Genomic DNA, 16,265 nt, shown 5'->3' with positions numbered 1-16,265 from the left:
GGCCTGACACCGCGCGAATATGCTAACCGGTCAAACGAAGACCAAAACCTGAACAGAGCTAACTCATAAATGAGGACTCTCTGGGGAGCAGGTCACGTTGAAAGAACCAAAGCTTGCGCCAATTTTCGGCCAAAGACGCCAAGAGGAGCTGCGATGATCCGCCAGACACCGACCCGTGCTGCTGCACTGGATGCCATGCAGGATTTTGTTCCGGCGATGGGGCGCCGATATGAAAACCGTCGCAACTACGATCTTGGGCCGGGCCAGCACAGCGCCGTTTCGACATTGTCGCCCTTTCTGCGCAGGCGTCTGATCACCGAGCAAGAGGTTGTGGCGGCGGCCCATGCGGCGCACGGGCCGGACCGTGCCGAAAAATTCATCCAAGAGGTCATCTGGCGCAGCTACTTCAAGGGCTGGCTGGAACGGCGTCCCCAGGTCTGGGACAGCTACCGCAACGGGCTAGGTCATGATCTGGAATCGCTGGACCGGGACAAACGCCTGCGACGCGATGTCGAATTGGCCGAGGCCGGTCAGACCGACATCGCTTGTTTCAACGCCTGGGCCCAAGAGCTCGTGACCACCGGCTATCTGCACAATCACGCGCGGATGTGGTTTGCGTCGATCTGGATTTTCACCCTGGGCCTGCCGTGGCGGTTGGGTGCGGATTTCTTTTACCGGCATCTGCTGGATGGCGATGCGGCATCCAATACACTCAGCTGGCGCTGGGTGGCCGGGCTGCATACCCGTGGCAAACCCTATCCTGCACGCGCGCAGAACATCGCGACCTATACCGAAGGCCGGTTTGCTCCTGACCACGGGACGCTTGCCGAGGTCGACAAGGGGTTGGAGTATAACGAGCCCGACGGCCTGCCGGACCTGCAACCGCTGCGTGATGTGACCGCGCCGAAAACGGGTGCACCGACCGTGTTGTTGATCACGGACGAGGATTGCTGCGTGACCGACTTTGACCTTGATGGACTGGACCTGCGCGGCGCTGCGACGCTGGCGACCAGCCATTTGCGATCACCACGGCCTGTGGCGGATCAGGTTGTCCGGTTCGAGCGCGGCGCCGTTGACGACACGGCGCAGCGGGCCGGGCTGACCGCCACCGCCATGCAGGCCGATGATCCATCGGCACTGGCCGATTGGGCCGCCAGCTTGGGGGCCGCACAGATCGTGACGCCCTATGTGACCCGCGGCCCGCTCTATGACTGGTTGATGCAGGCGCAGGGTGGTCTTGATGCCAAGGGCATCACCCTGGCCGAGGTGCGCCGCGACTGGGACGCCGCGATCTGGCCCAAGGCGACGGCCGGATTTTTCAAGGTGAAAAAGACCATTCCGGACCTGCTGGACCGGTTCATCACGTCCTAGGCGTCTGATCGTCTGGCAAAGAGTGTGCCACCCTCGGCCCAGGCGGCTGCGGCCAATGCCACACTCGCCAGTACCAGCCCGCCGCCCAGCAGCGGGATCAGTGTTCCGTCGTAGAGGTATCCCACGATACCGCCCAGCACGCCGCCCAGCACCGTCTGTGCGGCCCCCAGAACGGCCGATCCGACACCGGCGACATGGCCCAACGGGTTCATGGCCAGCGCGTTGAAATTCGGCGGAACGATGCCCACGCAGCTCATCATCACGGTAAACAATGTGATGAACAGCCAGAACGGCGTATGTCCACCTGCGGCCACGGCCAGCCCCAGATGCAGCAGCGTGACGACGATGAACAGACACAGTGCCGCGTGCGACAACCGCCGGGTTCCGAACCTTGCGACCAGTTTGCTGTTCACAAAGGCCGTGACGGACATGACCAGCGCCACGACCGAAAACCACAGTGTGAATTCCGCGCCCATGCCGTAGATCTGCGTATAGATCTGTTCGGCCTGCGCGATGAATGCAAAGACAAAGGCAAAGAACGACCCCATGGCGATCAGGTAGCCGACCGAAATGCGGTTTGTCAGGACAATGCGGAATGCCTCGGCCACCGGGCGCAATTGCAGCGGTCGCCTGTCAGCAGGTGCCAGGGTTTCGCGCAGGCGGAACCACGTCCAGACGAAGGCACCGGCCCCGATCCCGAACATCACGCCCGACACCTCGCGCCAGTTGCCCCAGAGCATGATCAGACTGCCTAGGTTCGGGGCCAGCACCGGCATGATCATGAAGACCATCATCACCAGCGACATGACGCTGGCCATCTGTTCGCCCGCAAAACGGTCGCGCACGGCGGCCGTGGCGATGACACGGGTGGCGGCTGCACCCACGCCCTGCACGAACCGCATCGCCAGCAGGGCACCAAAGGTCGGCACAAAGACGGCGGCCAGGGCACCGATCAGATAGATCGCCAGACCCGCAAACAGGATGGGTCGCCGGCCGAACCGGTCCGACAGCGGTCCATAGATGACCTGCGCGCCGCCAAAACCCAGCACATAGGCGCTGATGACGAACTGGCGCTGGTTTTCGTCCGATACGTACAGCGCCGTTCCGATATTCTGCAGTGCCGGAATATAGACGTCGATGGCTGCGGAATTCAGCGCCATCAGCAGGGCCATCATGGCCACGAATTCCACATAGGGAATGTCTGTACCCGTCTTGCGCGGGATCGGTGTCGTGCGGGCCGTCATGCGCGGTACCTTTGGTTGTTTCGGGTCCGGCTTCTGCCCTTTTGTGGCAAAGTGCAACCTGCGCGGCTGTGCGATTGCGCAGGTTGGTCAGTGGAAATCCCTGCTCTTGGGGATCACGCGCACATCGCGCGGGTGCTGGCGTCCGCCCTGTGATGGCAGTGGTTTGGTCACGTGATCGGCCCGTGACACGGCGACGGGCATGGCGTCGGGGGCCAGTCGCAGCAGCGCGTCGGATCGGTCGATCAGGCGTGTGGCGACGATATGGATGATCTCTGCGTCGCGCTGGATGTAACCTTCGACGGCCAGCAGCCGCGACTGCATGACGGCCTTGCGGTAGGTCGCCATGACCTTGGGCCAGACAACGATATTGGCCACACCGTGCTCGTCCTCGATGGTGATGAAACAGACCCCCTTGGCCGAACCGGGGCGCTGACGGATCAGCACGATCCCGGCCATGCGGATTTTCTGACCCATATAAGAGTGCGGCAAATCAGCGGTGCTGGCATAGCCCTGCCGCGTCATGGACTGGCGCAGGAACGAAATCGGATGCGCCTTGAGTGACAGGCGCAGCGTCTGGTAATCGGCCACCACCTGTTCGCAGACCGGCATGACGGGTAGGGGCACGGTGATCTCTCTTCCCTCGTCGCTGCCGTCCTGAAACAATGGCAGATCGGGGGCGTCGCGCAGCCCCTTTGCCTCCCACAGGGCCTGCCTGCGGTCGATGAACAGCGACCGCACGGCGTCCGCCTCGGCCAGCCTGCGCACGATGGCCGCCGACAAACCGGCGCGCGTGTGCAGATCCTTGACGTCCGTGTAGGGGGCGTCGCGTGCGGCCACGATGCGGGCCGCGGCCTCGGCCCGCAATCCGCCGATCTGCCGCATCCCCAACCGCAGCGCGAACCCGCGTCCCGCAGGTTCCAATGTGCAGTCCCATTCCGAGGTGTTCACATCCACGGGCCGCACCGTCACCCCGTGATCGCGCGCGCAGCGCACCAGTTGGGCGGGCGCATAGAACCCCATCGGCTGGGAATTGAGTAATGCTGCGGTAAAGGCTGCCGGATAATGACACTTCAGCCAGCTGGATACATAGACCAGTTGTGCAAAACTGGCGGCGTGGCTTTCGGGAAATCCGTATTCGCCGAACCCCTTGATCTGGTCGAAACAGCGCTGTGCGAAATCCGCGTCATAGCCGCGTTTGACCATCCGCCCGACCATCTTTTCCTGCAACAGCTCGATCGTGCCGCGACTGCGGAACGTCGCCATCGCCTTGCGTAACTCGTTCGCTTCTGCCGGGCTGAATTCTGCTGCATCAATCGCGATCTTCATCGCCTGTTCCTGAAAGATCGGCACCCCCAGTGTCCGGCCCAGGATATTCTTCAGCTCTGACGGGTCGTGCGGCGCGCCGGGGCTGGGATAGCTGACCGGTTCCTCGCCCGATCTGCGCCGCAGGTAGGGGTGCACCATATCGCCCTGAATGGGGCCGGGCCGCACGATCGCCACCTCGATCACCAGATCATAGAACGTGCGCGGTCGCAGCCGTGGCAGCATGTTCATCTGGGCACGGCTCTCGATCTGGAACACGCCCACCGTGTCGCCCTTGCAGATCATGTTATAGACGCGCGGGTCCTCTCGCGGCACTGTCGCCAGCGTCCAGTCCTGCCCGTAATGCGCTGAAATCAAATCGAAACACTTGCGAATGCAGGTCAGCATTCCCAACGCCAGGATATCCACCTTGAGGATTCCCAACGCGTCGATGTCGTCCTTGTCCCACTCGATGAACGTGCGGTCCGGCATGGCACTGTTCCCGATGGGCACGGTTTCGGTCAGCTTTTTCTGGGTCAGGATGAACCCGCCGACGTGCTGGCCCAGATGGCGCGGCATGCCGATCAACTGGCGCGCCACGATCAGCGCGCGCCGCACCGTTGGGTCGTTCAGATCGACACCGGCCTCGTCGGCGTTGTTCTCTGCGATCTCACGCCCGAAACTGCCCCAGACGGTTTTCGCCAGCGCCCCGGTGATATCCTCTGACAGGCCCATGACCTTGCCCACCTCGCGGATCGCGGACCGGGGGCGATAGTGGATCACCGTGGCACACAACCCCGCCCGGTCGCGGCCGTATTTTTCATAGATATGCTGGATCACCTCCTCGCGCCGCTCGTGTTCAAAATCGACGTCGATGTCGGGGGGCTCCTTGCGTTCCTCGCTGATGAACCGCTCGAACAGCAAGGCGTGCTGTGCGGGGTCCACGGCGGTGATGCCCAGCACGTAGCACACGGCGGAATTCGCGGCCGACCCGCGCCCCTGACACAGGATCGGCGGCTGCGCCTCTTCGCGGGCAAAGCGGATGATGTCGTGGATCGTCAGGAAATACTGGGCGATGTCCAGCTTCTGGATCATGGCAAGCTCCTTGCGCAGCACGGCCTGCGTCTGATCCGGTATGCCGTCCGGGTAGCGCGCGGCGGCCCCCGCCCAAGTCAGCGCCTCCAGATGCGCCTGCGGGGTCGTGTCCTGCGGAATGACCTCTGAAGGATATTCATAGGCCAGCTCGGTCAGGTCAAAGGTGCAGGCATCCGCCACTGCACGGGTCGCGGCGATCGCGTGGGGCCATTCGGCGAACAGCGCCTGCATCTGGGCCGGTGACTTGAGATGCCGCTCTGCGTTGGCCTCCAGCCGGTAACCGGCCTTGGCGAGCGTCGTTTTCTCGCGGATGCAGGTCATCACATCCTGCAAGGGACGGCGTTGTGGCGCATGATACAGAACATCATTCGTCGCCAGCAGGCGCAGCCCGTGCCGGTCTGCCAGCGCATCCAGCCGGTTGATCCGCGCCCGGTCGTCACCGCGATACAGATAGCTTGCCGCGATATGGCGCAACGTCGGCAAGCGGCGCACCAGACCGGGCAGGGCACGCGCAAAGCCCGCCAGATCATCGGGTGGCACAACAATCAGCTGCACCCCTTCGGCATGAGCCGCCAGATCGTCCAGCGTCAGATCACAGACCCCCTTGGCCTGCCACGTGCCGTCAGGATCGTGTCGCCGCCCCTTGGAAATCAGCGCGCTCAGCCGACCATAGGCCGCCCTGTCACGCGGATAGGCCAGAAAGGTCTCGCCTCCCACCAGTGCGATACGCGCCCCGATCACGGGACGCATCGCGGCCTTTTTCGTCTCGGTATGGATGCGGACGACCCCGGCGAGCGTGTTCAGATCAGCACAGCCCAGCGCATCATACCCCAGCGCCCATGCCTCTGCCGCGAAATCGGCGGCGTCTGATGCGCCCCGCAGGAACGAAAAACAGGTGAACAGCCCCAGTTCGACATAGGCCGATCTGGGGTTGGGGGTGTAAACACCATCCTCCGGCAAGGTATGGCGGGGGTGGGCATTGTCGTTCTCAGGCACCGGGGGCGTCCCGCACATCGCGGTTGCATGGGGGCGCTGCCCCCGCCGCCTGCGGCGGCCCCCCCGGGATATTTCGGACCAGAAGAAGGTCCTGACGCCTGAGAAGAGTCCAGCGTTCCATGCCCGGAACAGGACACGGAACGCCTTCTCCTGGTGCGGTCATCGGCGTCCCCGCCTGTACCGCAACACCATTCTTGCAAACGTTGGTTAAGAAATCATTGCTTCTTCTGGTCAAAAATATCCCCGGGGGGGCCCGCAGGGCGGGGGCAGAGCCCCCGGCAACGCCAGTCACCCAAAGCATCCGTGCACGAACCAACGCGGGACCGTGCCGAGCTCGTCCCCAAGTACGCCGTCACGATAAATCCACAGCCTGTGACCTGCCTGTGCCTCGACCCGGTAGTAATCGCGCAGGCGTGTGCCGGGGCGGTCGTTCCACCATTCGGGGGCGATCCGTTCAGGCCCGGCAAAACGCGTGACCCTGTGCGTCTGCTTGCGCCAGACGAATTGCGCGGGCGGTCCCTCTGGCACGGCGTAGAGCACGCGGATTTCCTCGGGGTGGTCGAACAGGCAGGGGGGGCGGTCCTGTGCGGCCAGAGCGGCAGGATCGGCGTCATGCAGCGACATCGCCGGCAGCCAGCCCGCTGCGCGTTCGGGCAGGTGGCTGGGCAGGGGCGCGGGCACCTGCACTGCGTGATGACCCAGGCGGGCCACCAGCCGGTCGATCAACTGGGCCGCTTGCGCACCGTCATCGGCCCGCCCGTCCAGCCAGGTCTGCACCTGGCGCATGTCCTCGGCCATATCCGCGCTTAACGTGATCAGATCGAAGCCGAATCCTGGGTCGATCCGGTCCAGCCTGTCACCCCAGAGCCGCATCAGATGCGCGGGATCGCGGCTGGGCCGGGCCGTCGCGGCGCTGACGTGCGATACCTCGCCATCGGTGCGGTAGACCGTCACCGTCACGCGGCGTGCGCCAAATCCGGCAGCACCGAGCGCGTCACACAGATCCTTGCACAGGTCCGGCAGATAGGCGGTCGGGTCCTGCACGGGTTCGGCCAGTCGCGCCTGCACGGCAAAGCGGGGCGGCTCTGCCTCGGCGTTCACGGGTTCGGGCAACCGGCCCTGCAACTGGTCCAGCCGCGCCAGCGGGTTCTGTGGCAGGGCCGTCGTGGCAAAGCGTCTGGCCAGGCTGACACGCGGCACGGCGGCCAGATCGCCTATGGTTTTCAGCCCCAGCCGTTGCAGCAACAGCACGGTATCAGCCTCCAGCCGAAGAGCGCGCGCGGGCAGGGGGGCGGTGGCCTGTGCCAGCCCCTCGGGGGTGACGACTGCCCGCACGGGACCAAACCGTGCCAGCGCCCAGGCCGCGCCATGGGTGGGGGCCATGGCCAGCCGGGTGGACAGGCCGAGCAGGCTGAACTGGCCCTCGATTTCGCGCAGCAGCGCCGCCTCGCCGCCCCACAGGTGATCAGAGCCTGTCGTGTCCAGCACCAGCCCGTCATCACCGTCCAGCGCTGTCCAGGGACACCAGCGCCGCGCCCAGAGCATCAGCCGTTCCAGCGCCATGCGGTCGCCGTCGGTGTCGGCCCAAGCCACCCGCAGCGCGGGGCACAGCGCGCGCATGTCCACGACCCGTGCGCCTGGTTGAATGCCGGCCATGCGGGCCGCGCGATTGACAGCATGCACCACGGGGCCGTGCGGACCCTCGACCGACAGGGCAACAGGCAGATCGTCCGGGGGGGCATCCTGTCGCCCCGCAGCCCAGCGCAGCCAGCGCGCAATGGCCAGATCCTCGAACTGGATGCTGACTATGCGCCGTTGCAGCGCGTCGCGATCCGTCCGGGGGGCCTCGGGGGGGGCGGTTTCAGCCTTGCGCGCTGCCGGAACCGGAGGTGTTGTCGGGCGATGCGGCCGCACCGCGCGCCACAATGGCCCGGGCCCGGGGGCGTGATTTGGTGCGCGGGGGGCGTCCTGATCCGGGACGCGCAGCTGTGTCAGGCGGCTCATCCAGTCCTCCCTGGTCTAGGCGCGCGCGGCGGCGGGTATTGCCGTGTCGGGGGCGGTGGCATGGCTGAGCACCAGGCCACGGTGATCCTGTCGCGCAACCCAGGACCCCGGCGCACGACCACGGGCGCGAAACAGGTCGGCCTGCCACAGGGGCGCACCCGGCGCGCGGTTGTCATAGGGTTGGGGCAGCGCGGGCAGCGCAGCGATCCGCCAACGCTGGCGTGCGGCGCTCAGGTTTGGGGTGGCGGCGCGGCGGATCAGCAGGGCAGGCACCGCCCGTGCTTCGGCCCGCAGGGCCAGCCGCTTGGTCGCGGTGAAATCAAGGGCAGGCGGGTCGCCCCAGACCTCGCCCAAGACGGCACAGACGCCGCTGCTGTACAACGCCTCTTCCATGGCCCACAGGACATCGACGGGGCGGTTTGCCATGACGTGCAGCAGTTTCAATCCGCGCGGCAGCCCCGCCAGATAGGGGCGGCCCGCCTCGCGCCGTGAAATACGGTCCTGCACCCACAACACCGGGCGCGGATCACCCGCCAGCGCCGCAAGCTGCGCGCAGACAAACCCGATCACCGCCGCATCCAGCGTGCTGGTGGCAAAACATTCCGACAGTGTCGGTTCCAGCGCATGCACATGGTCCATGGTCTGGTCTGCACCGGGAAAGAGGCTGTCCGACGGGTCCTGCACGGGGGTCATCCGATTCCATTTGTTCCTGATTTGTTCTAGTCCGTTCCGCCGGTTTGGTCAATTCGCGGGACCGTGTTCGCCCTCGTCAGGCGGGGGGCGATCGGCTAAGGTCTTGCGAGACAACAAAAGGATTTTTAGCATGTTTATCGGGTTGGACCTGGGCACGTCGGGGCTCAAGGGGATCGTGATCGATGACAACCAGCGTGTTCTGGCCGAAGCCGTGGCACCCCTTGCGGTGCAGCGCCTGCATGATGGCTGGTCCGAACAGGACCCCGCCGACTGGATCGCGGCCGCGCAGCAGGTCATGGACGGTCTGCGCGATCAGGTCGATCTGTCGGCTGTGCAGGGCATTGGCCTGTCGGGACATATGCATGGTGCCACGCTGCTGGACAGCAACGATGCGGTACTGCGCCCCTGCATCCTGTGGAACGATACCCGTGCCGCGCGCGAGGCGGCCGTGCTGGACGACAATCCCGACTTTCGTCGCCTGACCGGCAATATCGTCTTTCCCGGTTTCACCGCGCCGAAACTGGCCTGGGTGCGCAACCATGAACCCGACCTGTTCGCCTGCGTGGCCAAGGTGCTGTTGCCCAAGGACTACCTGCGCCTGTGGCTGACCGGCGAGCATGTCGCAGAGATGTCGGACGCGGCAGGCACCAGTTGGCTGGACGTCGGCGCGCGCGACTGGTCGGATGATCTGTTGGCGGCAACCGGACTGGACCGGGACGCGATGCCCCGTCTGGTCGAAGGATCGCAAGTGTCCGGCACCTTGCGTCCGGGACTGGCTGCGGAATGGGGCATGACCGCCGTTCCCGTCGCGGGCGGGGGCGGTGACAATGCCGCCAGTGCCGTGGGCGTGGGCGTGGTGCAACCAGGTCAGGCCTTTGTATCGCTGGGCACATCGGGCGTGCTCTTTGCGGCCAGCGACAGCTATCAGCCCGATGCGGCCAGTGCGGTGCATACGTTCTGCCACGCGCTGCCTGACACCTGGCACCAGATGGGCGTGATCCTGGCTGCAGGCGACGCGATCAACTGGTGGGCCGGTGTGGCGGGGACGAAAGCGTCTGAGTTGACAGCAAACCTCGGTGATCTGCGCGCACCGGGCGGCGCATTGTTCCTGCCTTATCTGGGGGGAGAGCGCACACCGCACAATGACGCCGCCGTGCGCGGCCAGCTGATGCATCTGGATCATGCCACCGACCGCGATGCCATCACCCGTGCCGTGCTCGAGGGTGTTACCCACGCGTTCCGCGACAGCTATGATGCGCTGACGGGGACCGGCACGCAGATCGACCGGCTGATCGGCGTCGGTGGTGGCACGCGGTCCGACTACTGGGTGCAGGCGATCGCCACGGCACTTGGTCTGCCAGTGGAAATTCCGGTGGCCGGTGATTTCGGCGGAGCATTCGGTGCGGCGCGCCTGGGCCTGATGGCTGCGACCGGCGCGGGTTTAGAGGCGGTTGCCACAACACCGCAGATCGCGCGGGTTGTGGAACCGGTGGTCGCGTTGCAGGACGACTTTGCTGCCGCACATGCGCGGTATCGGGCGGCCTACGGGGCGGTGACCGGGTCGGGGGCGCTGCCCCCCGCCTGACGGCGTCCCCCGGAGGTATTTTTGGCAAGATGATGCGCAGGCTGCCTGCACCTGCTTTCGGTCTTTGCCATATGCGCGAAGCAAACAAAAAGGGGGCCGCAAATCGCGGCCCCCTTGGGATCAGATTGGTCCGGGTCAGTTCAGTTCTGCTGCGTATTCCGCATCGAGCCGCGCCTGAACATCCGCGACGGTTGCGAGCATGGAATCCAGTGCCTCGTTGCCGCCGTCGACGTTTTCACGGAACCAGTCCTGCACGGGGGCTGCTGCCTCGAGGAACATCTGCTTTTCCTCGGGGGTGGGGACATAGATGTCGCCGCCGCCGTCAACAAAGGCCTGGTAGGCTTCGATGGATTTCCGCTTGGGTGAGGCGAATGTCGCCTGCTGCAACTGGTAGAACCCATCGGACACGACCTTGCGCAGATCCTCTGGCATCGACATGAACTTTTCGTTGTTCATGAACCACAGCGCGCCCATGTAGGCGTGACCGTCCAGGGTCAGATACTGCAGGCCCGCATCGGGGAATTTCATCGACATGATGTCGGTGATCCCGTTTTTCGTGCCTTCGACCACGCCGGTTTGCAGCGAGGTGAACAGCTCTGGCCACGGAATACCCGTGGGCGAGGCACCCAGCGCCGACGTCAGCACCTGCGGCAATTCTGCCGGGACGGTGCGGATTTTCAGACCTTCGAGATCAGAGGGCTGCTGCACCCGGCGTTGCGTGTTGGCAAAGTTGCGCCAGCCACCGGTGTTGCCGATGGTCATCAGGCGCACCTGATCGTCAGAGGCGTCGCGCACCAGCTGGCGCATGGTCGCCACGAATGGCGATCCGTTGTCCAGCACGGCTTCGGCCACGCGGTCGTCGGCCATCAGATAGGGCAGGTCCAGCACCTGCACGAAAGGAAACAGCGAGGCCGTGCCGCCCGAGGTCGATATGTAGACGTCGATCGACCCTTCGGCCACGCCCTCGAGGCATTCCTCGCCGGTGGAACACAGCTGCGTGCCGATGAACATCTCGACGGCGATCTTGCCGTTCGACGCGCTCTCGACGTAGTTCTTGAACACGACCAGACCGTCGTAATCCTCGTCGTTTTCGTTGGAATTGGCCGTGGCGCGGATGGTGAACTCTGTGTGGGCCTCGGCCCAGGCCGCGGTGGTTCCCGTCAGCATTGCGGCGGCCAGGGCCCCGGTCAGCAGATGTTTCATGGTCTCTCTCCCTTGGTTGGTGACGTCAGTCTCTTGTTATTGGGCGAACCCCGTCAAGCGGGGAATCGTCATTGAAATCTCGGGGATATATGTGATCAGAAATATGACAAGGATTTCGACGGCGAGGAACGGCAGGATCGCGCGGGCGATGGTTTCCACCCTTTCGCCGGACACGGTCGAACTGACGAACAGCACCAGCCCCATGGGCGGCGTGGCAAGGCCCACGGTGAGGTTCACGCTCATGATCATGGCGAAATGAATCGGATCGACGCCGAGGCTGACAAAGATCGGACCCAGGATCGGGCCGAGGATGATGATCGCGGGGCCTGCGTCCAGAAACATGCCCACGACGAACAGCAGGATGTTGATCAAGAACAGCAGGATCAGCGGATTGGACGACAGCGACAGCATGAAATCAGACATGATCTGCGGCGCGTAGGACAGGGACACCACAGTCTTGAACGCGACGGCCGCTCCCACCAGCAACAACACGGCCGCGGTACCCAGTGCCGATTTCGACAGGACCGCCCAGAGATCGGTCAGGGTCATCGAGCGCAACACGAAAAAGCTGACGATCAGCGCATAGGCCACGGCCACGGCGGAGGCTTCGGTCGGGGTGAACACGCCAAGCAGGATACCGCCCAGAATGATGATCGGGGTTTGCAGCGGGGCCACGGCCTTTTTGCAGATCAGGCGGAAATCAGGGCTGACCCGTTCCCGCAGGCGCAGCAGGCCGAAATGCACCGCCAGAACCGATACCGCGTAATGCAGCCAGCCACCGTAGCCCTGCGCGTCGAAAAGCAGCCCTGTCAGCGCAAACAGCAGATAGCCAAGGTTCAGACGCAACAGCGTGAAACTGACCCAATATTCCGTCCGGCTGATGGTCTGTCCGGGGCTGACGATGCGTTCGGCCTTGGGCAGGTCATAACGGTCGGCCATCAGGCGTACGGTCAGCATCAACCCCAGTCCGACCAGAATGCCGGGCACGATGCCGGCCAGAAACAGGGCTGCGACGCTCTCGCCCATGACGTAGGCGTAGATGATCATGATGCCGCTGGGGGGAATGATCGGGCCGATGACGGAACTGGCGGCGGTGATCGCTGCGGCAAACCGGCGAGTATAGCCGTTTTTCTCCATCGCGGGGATCAGGGTGGACCCCAGCGCTGAGACATCCGCCACGGCGGAGCCCGACATGCCTGCAAATAGGAATGACGACAGGATGTTCACATGGGCCAGCCCGCCGCGGAAATGACCGATGAGGGCCTGCGAAAACTCGACCAGCCGCATGGTGATGCCGCCGCGGTTCATGATCTCGCCTGCCAGCATGAAGAACGGCAGCGCCATCAGCGGAAAGCTGTCCATGCCGTTGTAGAAATTGCGGTAGAGGCCCGCCACCACGTTGCGTTCGTCGCCTTGCAGCAGGATCAGCGCGATGGGCGAGGCCATCAGGGCGAACACGATGGGCAGGCCGATCAGGATCAGCAGCAAAAACAGGGGCAGGAACCACAGCAGCATTATTCGGCCCCTACCGCATCGGTGCCCGGCAGCGGGCGCAACCGGTCGGCCCCGCCCAGCAGAGTCACGATCTGACGGAGCATCAATTCGGTATTCACCAGGATCAGCAGACTGATCCCGACCCAGAGGGATGCGAACATCCACCAGTTGCGAAACCGGATGGTGTCACCGCCAAAGATGTCCAGCGGCAGGCGCAGCGCAGGCAGGCGGCCCCGGCCCGACATCGTGTCGATATGGTTGTTCAATCCGCGTTCCCACAGGATCAGCAGCACCCACATGGTGATCGTCAAGAGCACCAGCGACAGCAGCGCCGCCATCAGGCGGGGCAGGGCGCGTTCCAGCATGTCGATACTGACGAAACCGCCGCGGCGGTAGGCGACAGGCGCCATCAGACCCGTCATCCACAACATGCCGAAACGGGCGGCCTCTTCGGTCCAGTTTGGGGCATCGTTCAGCACATAGCGAAAGAAAACCTGACCCAGGATCAGGGCCACCATGATGGCGAGTGCGATCACGGCCGCAATCCGGCCAATGGCCAGCAGCGTAGTGTTCAGTTTCTCGAGGGGCCAGAGGACCCCCAACAGGACCGGCATGCCGGCTCCTCCCCTGTCTATGTGCCCTGAAACGGGCGATGGCGGGGGCGCTGCCCCCCGGCTACGCCGCCCCCCGGAGTATTTCGGGCAAGATGATGCCTGTCAGTCGCCCTGGAATGCCCCGTATTTGCCCGCGTGAAACACCAGCGGTTCACCGCCGCCGTGATGGGCCTTGGTCACCCGGCCGACGACGATGACGTGATCGCCCGCGTCGTGGGTCGCCTCGAGGCTGCATTCAAAGGTGGCCAGCGCGCCTTCGATGATGGGCATCCCGCAATGCGATTTATGCGTCGGCACCTTGGAGATGGCGGTTTTCGACGCGATGATCGCGGCACAGATGTCGCGTTGGTCGGATGCGAGCACATGTACCGCAAAGCGACGCGACCCTGAGAAATGTTCGAACCGTTTGCTGGCCTTTGCGGGGGACCACAGCACGAGTGGCGGATCGAGCGAGACACTGGCAAAGCTGTTGGCGACGATGGCGACCGGCCCCTCGGGGCTGTCGGTCGTGATGACGGTCACGCCTGTGACGAATGTCCCCAGCGCCCCGCGAAAGCTGTCGGGGTCCGATGACGGGTCGAAGGTGGCGATGGTGCCTGCGTCCATGCTCATGCGACTTCCTCTCCGCGGGCTGCGGTATACAGTGCGAACCATTGCGGCCGCGTGAGTGCGATGTTCAGTGCGTCTGACAGGGCCTTGATCCTTGATAAGGTGTTCGTGCCCATCACGGGCATGATGTTCGCAGGATGCGCCAAGAGCCAGGCGGTGGCAACGGCGGCAATGTCGGTTCCCGTGTCTTTTGCGATGGTTTCCATCTCGGCTGTCAGTGCGGCGTTCGATCCGTCCATCAGACTGCCGCCGCCCAGGGGCGACCAGGCCATCGCCGGTTTGCCCAGCCGTTGCAGATGCGCCAGATCGCCGTTCACAAAGGCATCGCGGGCGGTCAGCGACAATTCGATCTGGTTGGTCGCAAGCGGCGTGTCCATTGCAGATTGCAGCAGGTCCCAGTCCCAGGGACGGAAATTCGACACGCCCACGGCGCGCACCTTGCCCGCGGCCACCAGATCGTCCAGCGCGCGGCCTGTTTCATGATGATCCATCAGCGGATCGGGGCGGTGGATCAGCAACAGATCGATCCGGTCCAGCCCCATCAGCGACAGCGATGCATCGACGGACGCCTCGATGTGCGCGCGGGTGGTGTCATAGTATTTGACCGGCGCACCTGCATGGCGGCCTGCATCGACCACGATATCGCATTTGGTCACAACCTCGATCCTGTCCCTGAGCACGGGGGCCTGTTTCAGCGCGGCCCCCATGATCTCCTCGGCCATGTAACCGCCATAGATGTCTGCCTGGTCCATGGTGGTGATGCCCTGGTCCAGGCAGGCCTCAATCTTGGCCTGTACGTGGGCGGGGCTGGTGTCGGCGTCATCGCCCAGACGCCACATGCCATAGACGATACGGCTAAAGCTGAGGTCGTCGGTGATCGAAATGCGGTCCATTAGCGGCGGTCTCCTGCGCCTAGGGGCGTCATCGGTGTGCTGGCGGGCACGCGGCCATAGGCCTGCGGCAGCGAACAGGTTTTGAGGTGCGGCATGACGCGGGCGCCGAAATGCCGTGCCTCGTCGATATGCGGGTAGCCCGAAAAGATAAACGCGCGAATGCCCATTTTCTGATAGGCCTCGATCTTGGACATGACCTGATCGGTGGACCCCACGAGGGCGGCCCCACACCCGGAGCGCGCGCGTCCGATGCCGGTCCACAGCCCCGGTTCGACGTAGCCGAATTTGTCAGCCAATTCCCGCGCCCGCGCCTGATGCGCCACACCCAGCGAGATGGAATCATGCGCCCGGTCGCGGATCAGCTTGCCGTATTCGTCGTCCAGCTTGCTGGCGATGTAGTCGGCGTATTCGCGGGCCTCGGTCTCGGTGTCGCGCACGATCATGTGGACGCGCAAACCGTAGTCCAGCGTGCGCCCGTGGGCTGCCGCCCTCTCGTTCACGTCGCGCATGCGCTGGGCCAATTGGTCCATGGTTTCGGGCCACATCAGGTAGACGTCGCATTGCGCGCCGCACAGTTCCAGTGCTGCGGGGGAATAGCCGCCGAAATACAGCAGTGGGCCGCCGGTCTGATAGGGGCGTGCGGGATCCGTCGATACACCCTCGAATTGATAGACCTCACCGCTGAAATCAATCGTATCACGGGTCCAGGCCTGGCGCAGGATCTCGACCACTTCGTGGCTGCGGCGATAGCGGAACGCGCTGTCGGCGACCTCTCCGGGGAAATCGCTGCTGATGACGTTCAGGGTCAGGCGCCCTTGCAACATATGGTCCAGCGTGGCCACGGTGCGGGCCAGCATGATGGGCTGCATTTCTCCGCAGCGGATGGCGGCGAGGAAATTGATGCGTTCGGTCAGGGGGGCCATGCCCGCGACATAGGACAGCGTGTCCTGACCGACCTGATAGGACGAAGGACACAGCAGGTTGCGAAATCCCTGCTTTTCAGCCTCCAACCCGATGTCGCGGCAGTGATCCCAGCTGGATCGCAGGTCGCCGTCGGGGACGCCGAGAAACTGATAGTCGTCGGAACAAAGCGCCGAAAACCAAGATACCTCTGCGGCATCGAGATCGGGGCTGGTGATGGGTACAATTGTCTGGTTCATCC

The 16,265-nt window shown here is 64.2% G+C and carries 12 protein-coding genes; 2 read left to right on the top strand and 10 right to left on the bottom strand.

Annotated elements, in window-relative coordinates; translation table 11 throughout:
* The first annotated feature begins 153 nt into the window (after window positions 1-153).
* Complete coding sequence (locus BMX27_RS09720) at window positions 154-1,371, top strand: FAD-binding domain-containing protein (protein WP_090159621.1); 1,218 nt, start codon at window positions 154-156, stop codon at window positions 1,369-1,371.
* On the opposite strand, the gene BMX27_RS09715 is transcribed toward BMX27_RS09720, so the two are convergent.
* The 4 genes from BMX27_RS09715 to BMX27_RS09700 form a co-directional block, all read right to left on the bottom strand.
* Window positions 1,368-2,615 (bottom strand): multidrug effflux MFS transporter, encoded by a 1,248-nt coding sequence (locus BMX27_RS09715; RefSeq protein ID WP_090159620.1) that lies wholly within the window; start codon window positions 2,613-2,615, stop codon window positions 1,368-1,370. The genes BMX27_RS09720 and BMX27_RS09715 overlap by 4 nt on opposite strands.
* 87 nt (window positions 2,616-2,702) lie before the next feature.
* Window positions 2,703-6,008, bottom strand: coding sequence for an error-prone DNA polymerase (locus tag BMX27_RS09710; RefSeq protein WP_090159669.1), 3,306 nt, complete (start codon window positions 6,006-6,008; stop codon window positions 2,703-2,705).
* A 288-nt stretch (window positions 6,009-6,296) separates the two neighbouring features.
* Window positions 6,297-8,012, bottom strand: coding sequence for a Y-family DNA polymerase (locus BMX27_RS09705; RefSeq protein ID WP_090159619.1), 1,716 nt, complete (start codon window positions 8,010-8,012; stop codon window positions 6,297-6,299).
* A 15-nt stretch (window positions 8,013-8,027) separates the two neighbouring features.
* Window positions 8,028-8,705 (bottom strand): ImuA family protein, encoded by a 678-nt coding sequence (locus tag BMX27_RS09700; protein WP_226747190.1) that lies wholly within the window; start codon window positions 8,703-8,705, stop codon window positions 8,028-8,030.
* Between the two features lie 130 nt (window positions 8,706-8,835).
* Here BMX27_RS09700 and xylB point away from each other — a divergent pair, with 130 nt between their 5' ends.
* Window positions 8,836-10,290, top strand: coding sequence for a xylulokinase (gene xylB, locus BMX27_RS09695; RefSeq protein ID WP_090159618.1), 1,455 nt, complete (start codon window positions 8,836-8,838; stop codon window positions 10,288-10,290).
* A gap of 135 nt (window positions 10,291-10,425) precedes the next feature.
* Here xylB and dctP read toward each other — a convergent pair whose 3' ends face one another.
* From dctP to BMX27_RS09665, 6 genes are all read right to left on the bottom strand, one after another.
* Window positions 10,426-11,493 carry a TRAP transporter substrate-binding protein gene (gene dctP, locus BMX27_RS09690; protein ID WP_090159617.1) on the bottom strand — a complete coding sequence of 356 codons (1,068 nt, stop codon included), beginning with the start codon at window positions 11,491-11,493 and terminating at the stop codon, window positions 10,426-10,428.
* A 36-nt stretch (window positions 11,494-11,529) separates the two neighbouring features.
* Window positions 11,530-13,008: a TRAP transporter large permease gene (locus BMX27_RS09685; protein ID WP_090159616.1), complete on the bottom strand. Its 1,479-nt coding sequence runs from the start codon at window positions 13,006-13,008 to the stop codon at window positions 11,530-11,532.
* On the bottom strand, window positions 13,008-13,601 hold the full coding sequence (locus BMX27_RS09680; RefSeq protein WP_090159615.1) for a TRAP transporter small permease: 594 nt from the start codon (window positions 13,599-13,601) through the stop codon (window positions 13,008-13,010). The genes BMX27_RS09685 and BMX27_RS09680 overlap by 1 nt, the downstream gene beginning before the upstream one ends.
* Before the next feature lie 102 nt (window positions 13,602-13,703).
* A complete protein-coding gene (locus tag BMX27_RS09675; protein ID WP_177172697.1) occupies window positions 13,704-14,207 on the bottom strand; it encodes a flavin reductase family protein in 504 nt (167 codons plus the stop codon).
* 2 nt (window positions 14,208-14,209) lie between these two features.
* Window positions 14,210-15,103 (bottom strand): aldo/keto reductase, encoded by an 894-nt coding sequence (locus BMX27_RS09670; RefSeq protein WP_090159614.1) that lies wholly within the window; start codon window positions 15,101-15,103, stop codon window positions 14,210-14,212.
* On the bottom strand, window positions 15,103-16,263 hold the full coding sequence (locus BMX27_RS09665; protein WP_090159613.1) for an LLM class flavin-dependent oxidoreductase: 1,161 nt from the start codon (window positions 16,261-16,263) through the stop codon (window positions 15,103-15,105). Before BMX27_RS09665 ends, BMX27_RS09670 begins: the two co-directional genes overlap by 1 nt.
* Window positions 16,264-16,265 lie beyond the last annotated feature (2 nt).

This window comes from Loktanella sp. DSM 29012, from assembly GCF_900110705.1.
Classification (GTDB): Bacteria; Pseudomonadota; Alphaproteobacteria; order Rhodobacterales; family Rhodobacteraceae; genus Loktanella; species Loktanella gaetbuli.
The sequence above is the reverse complement of the archived record's forward strand: the minus strand, read 5'-3'. Positions and strand labels throughout refer to the sequence as shown.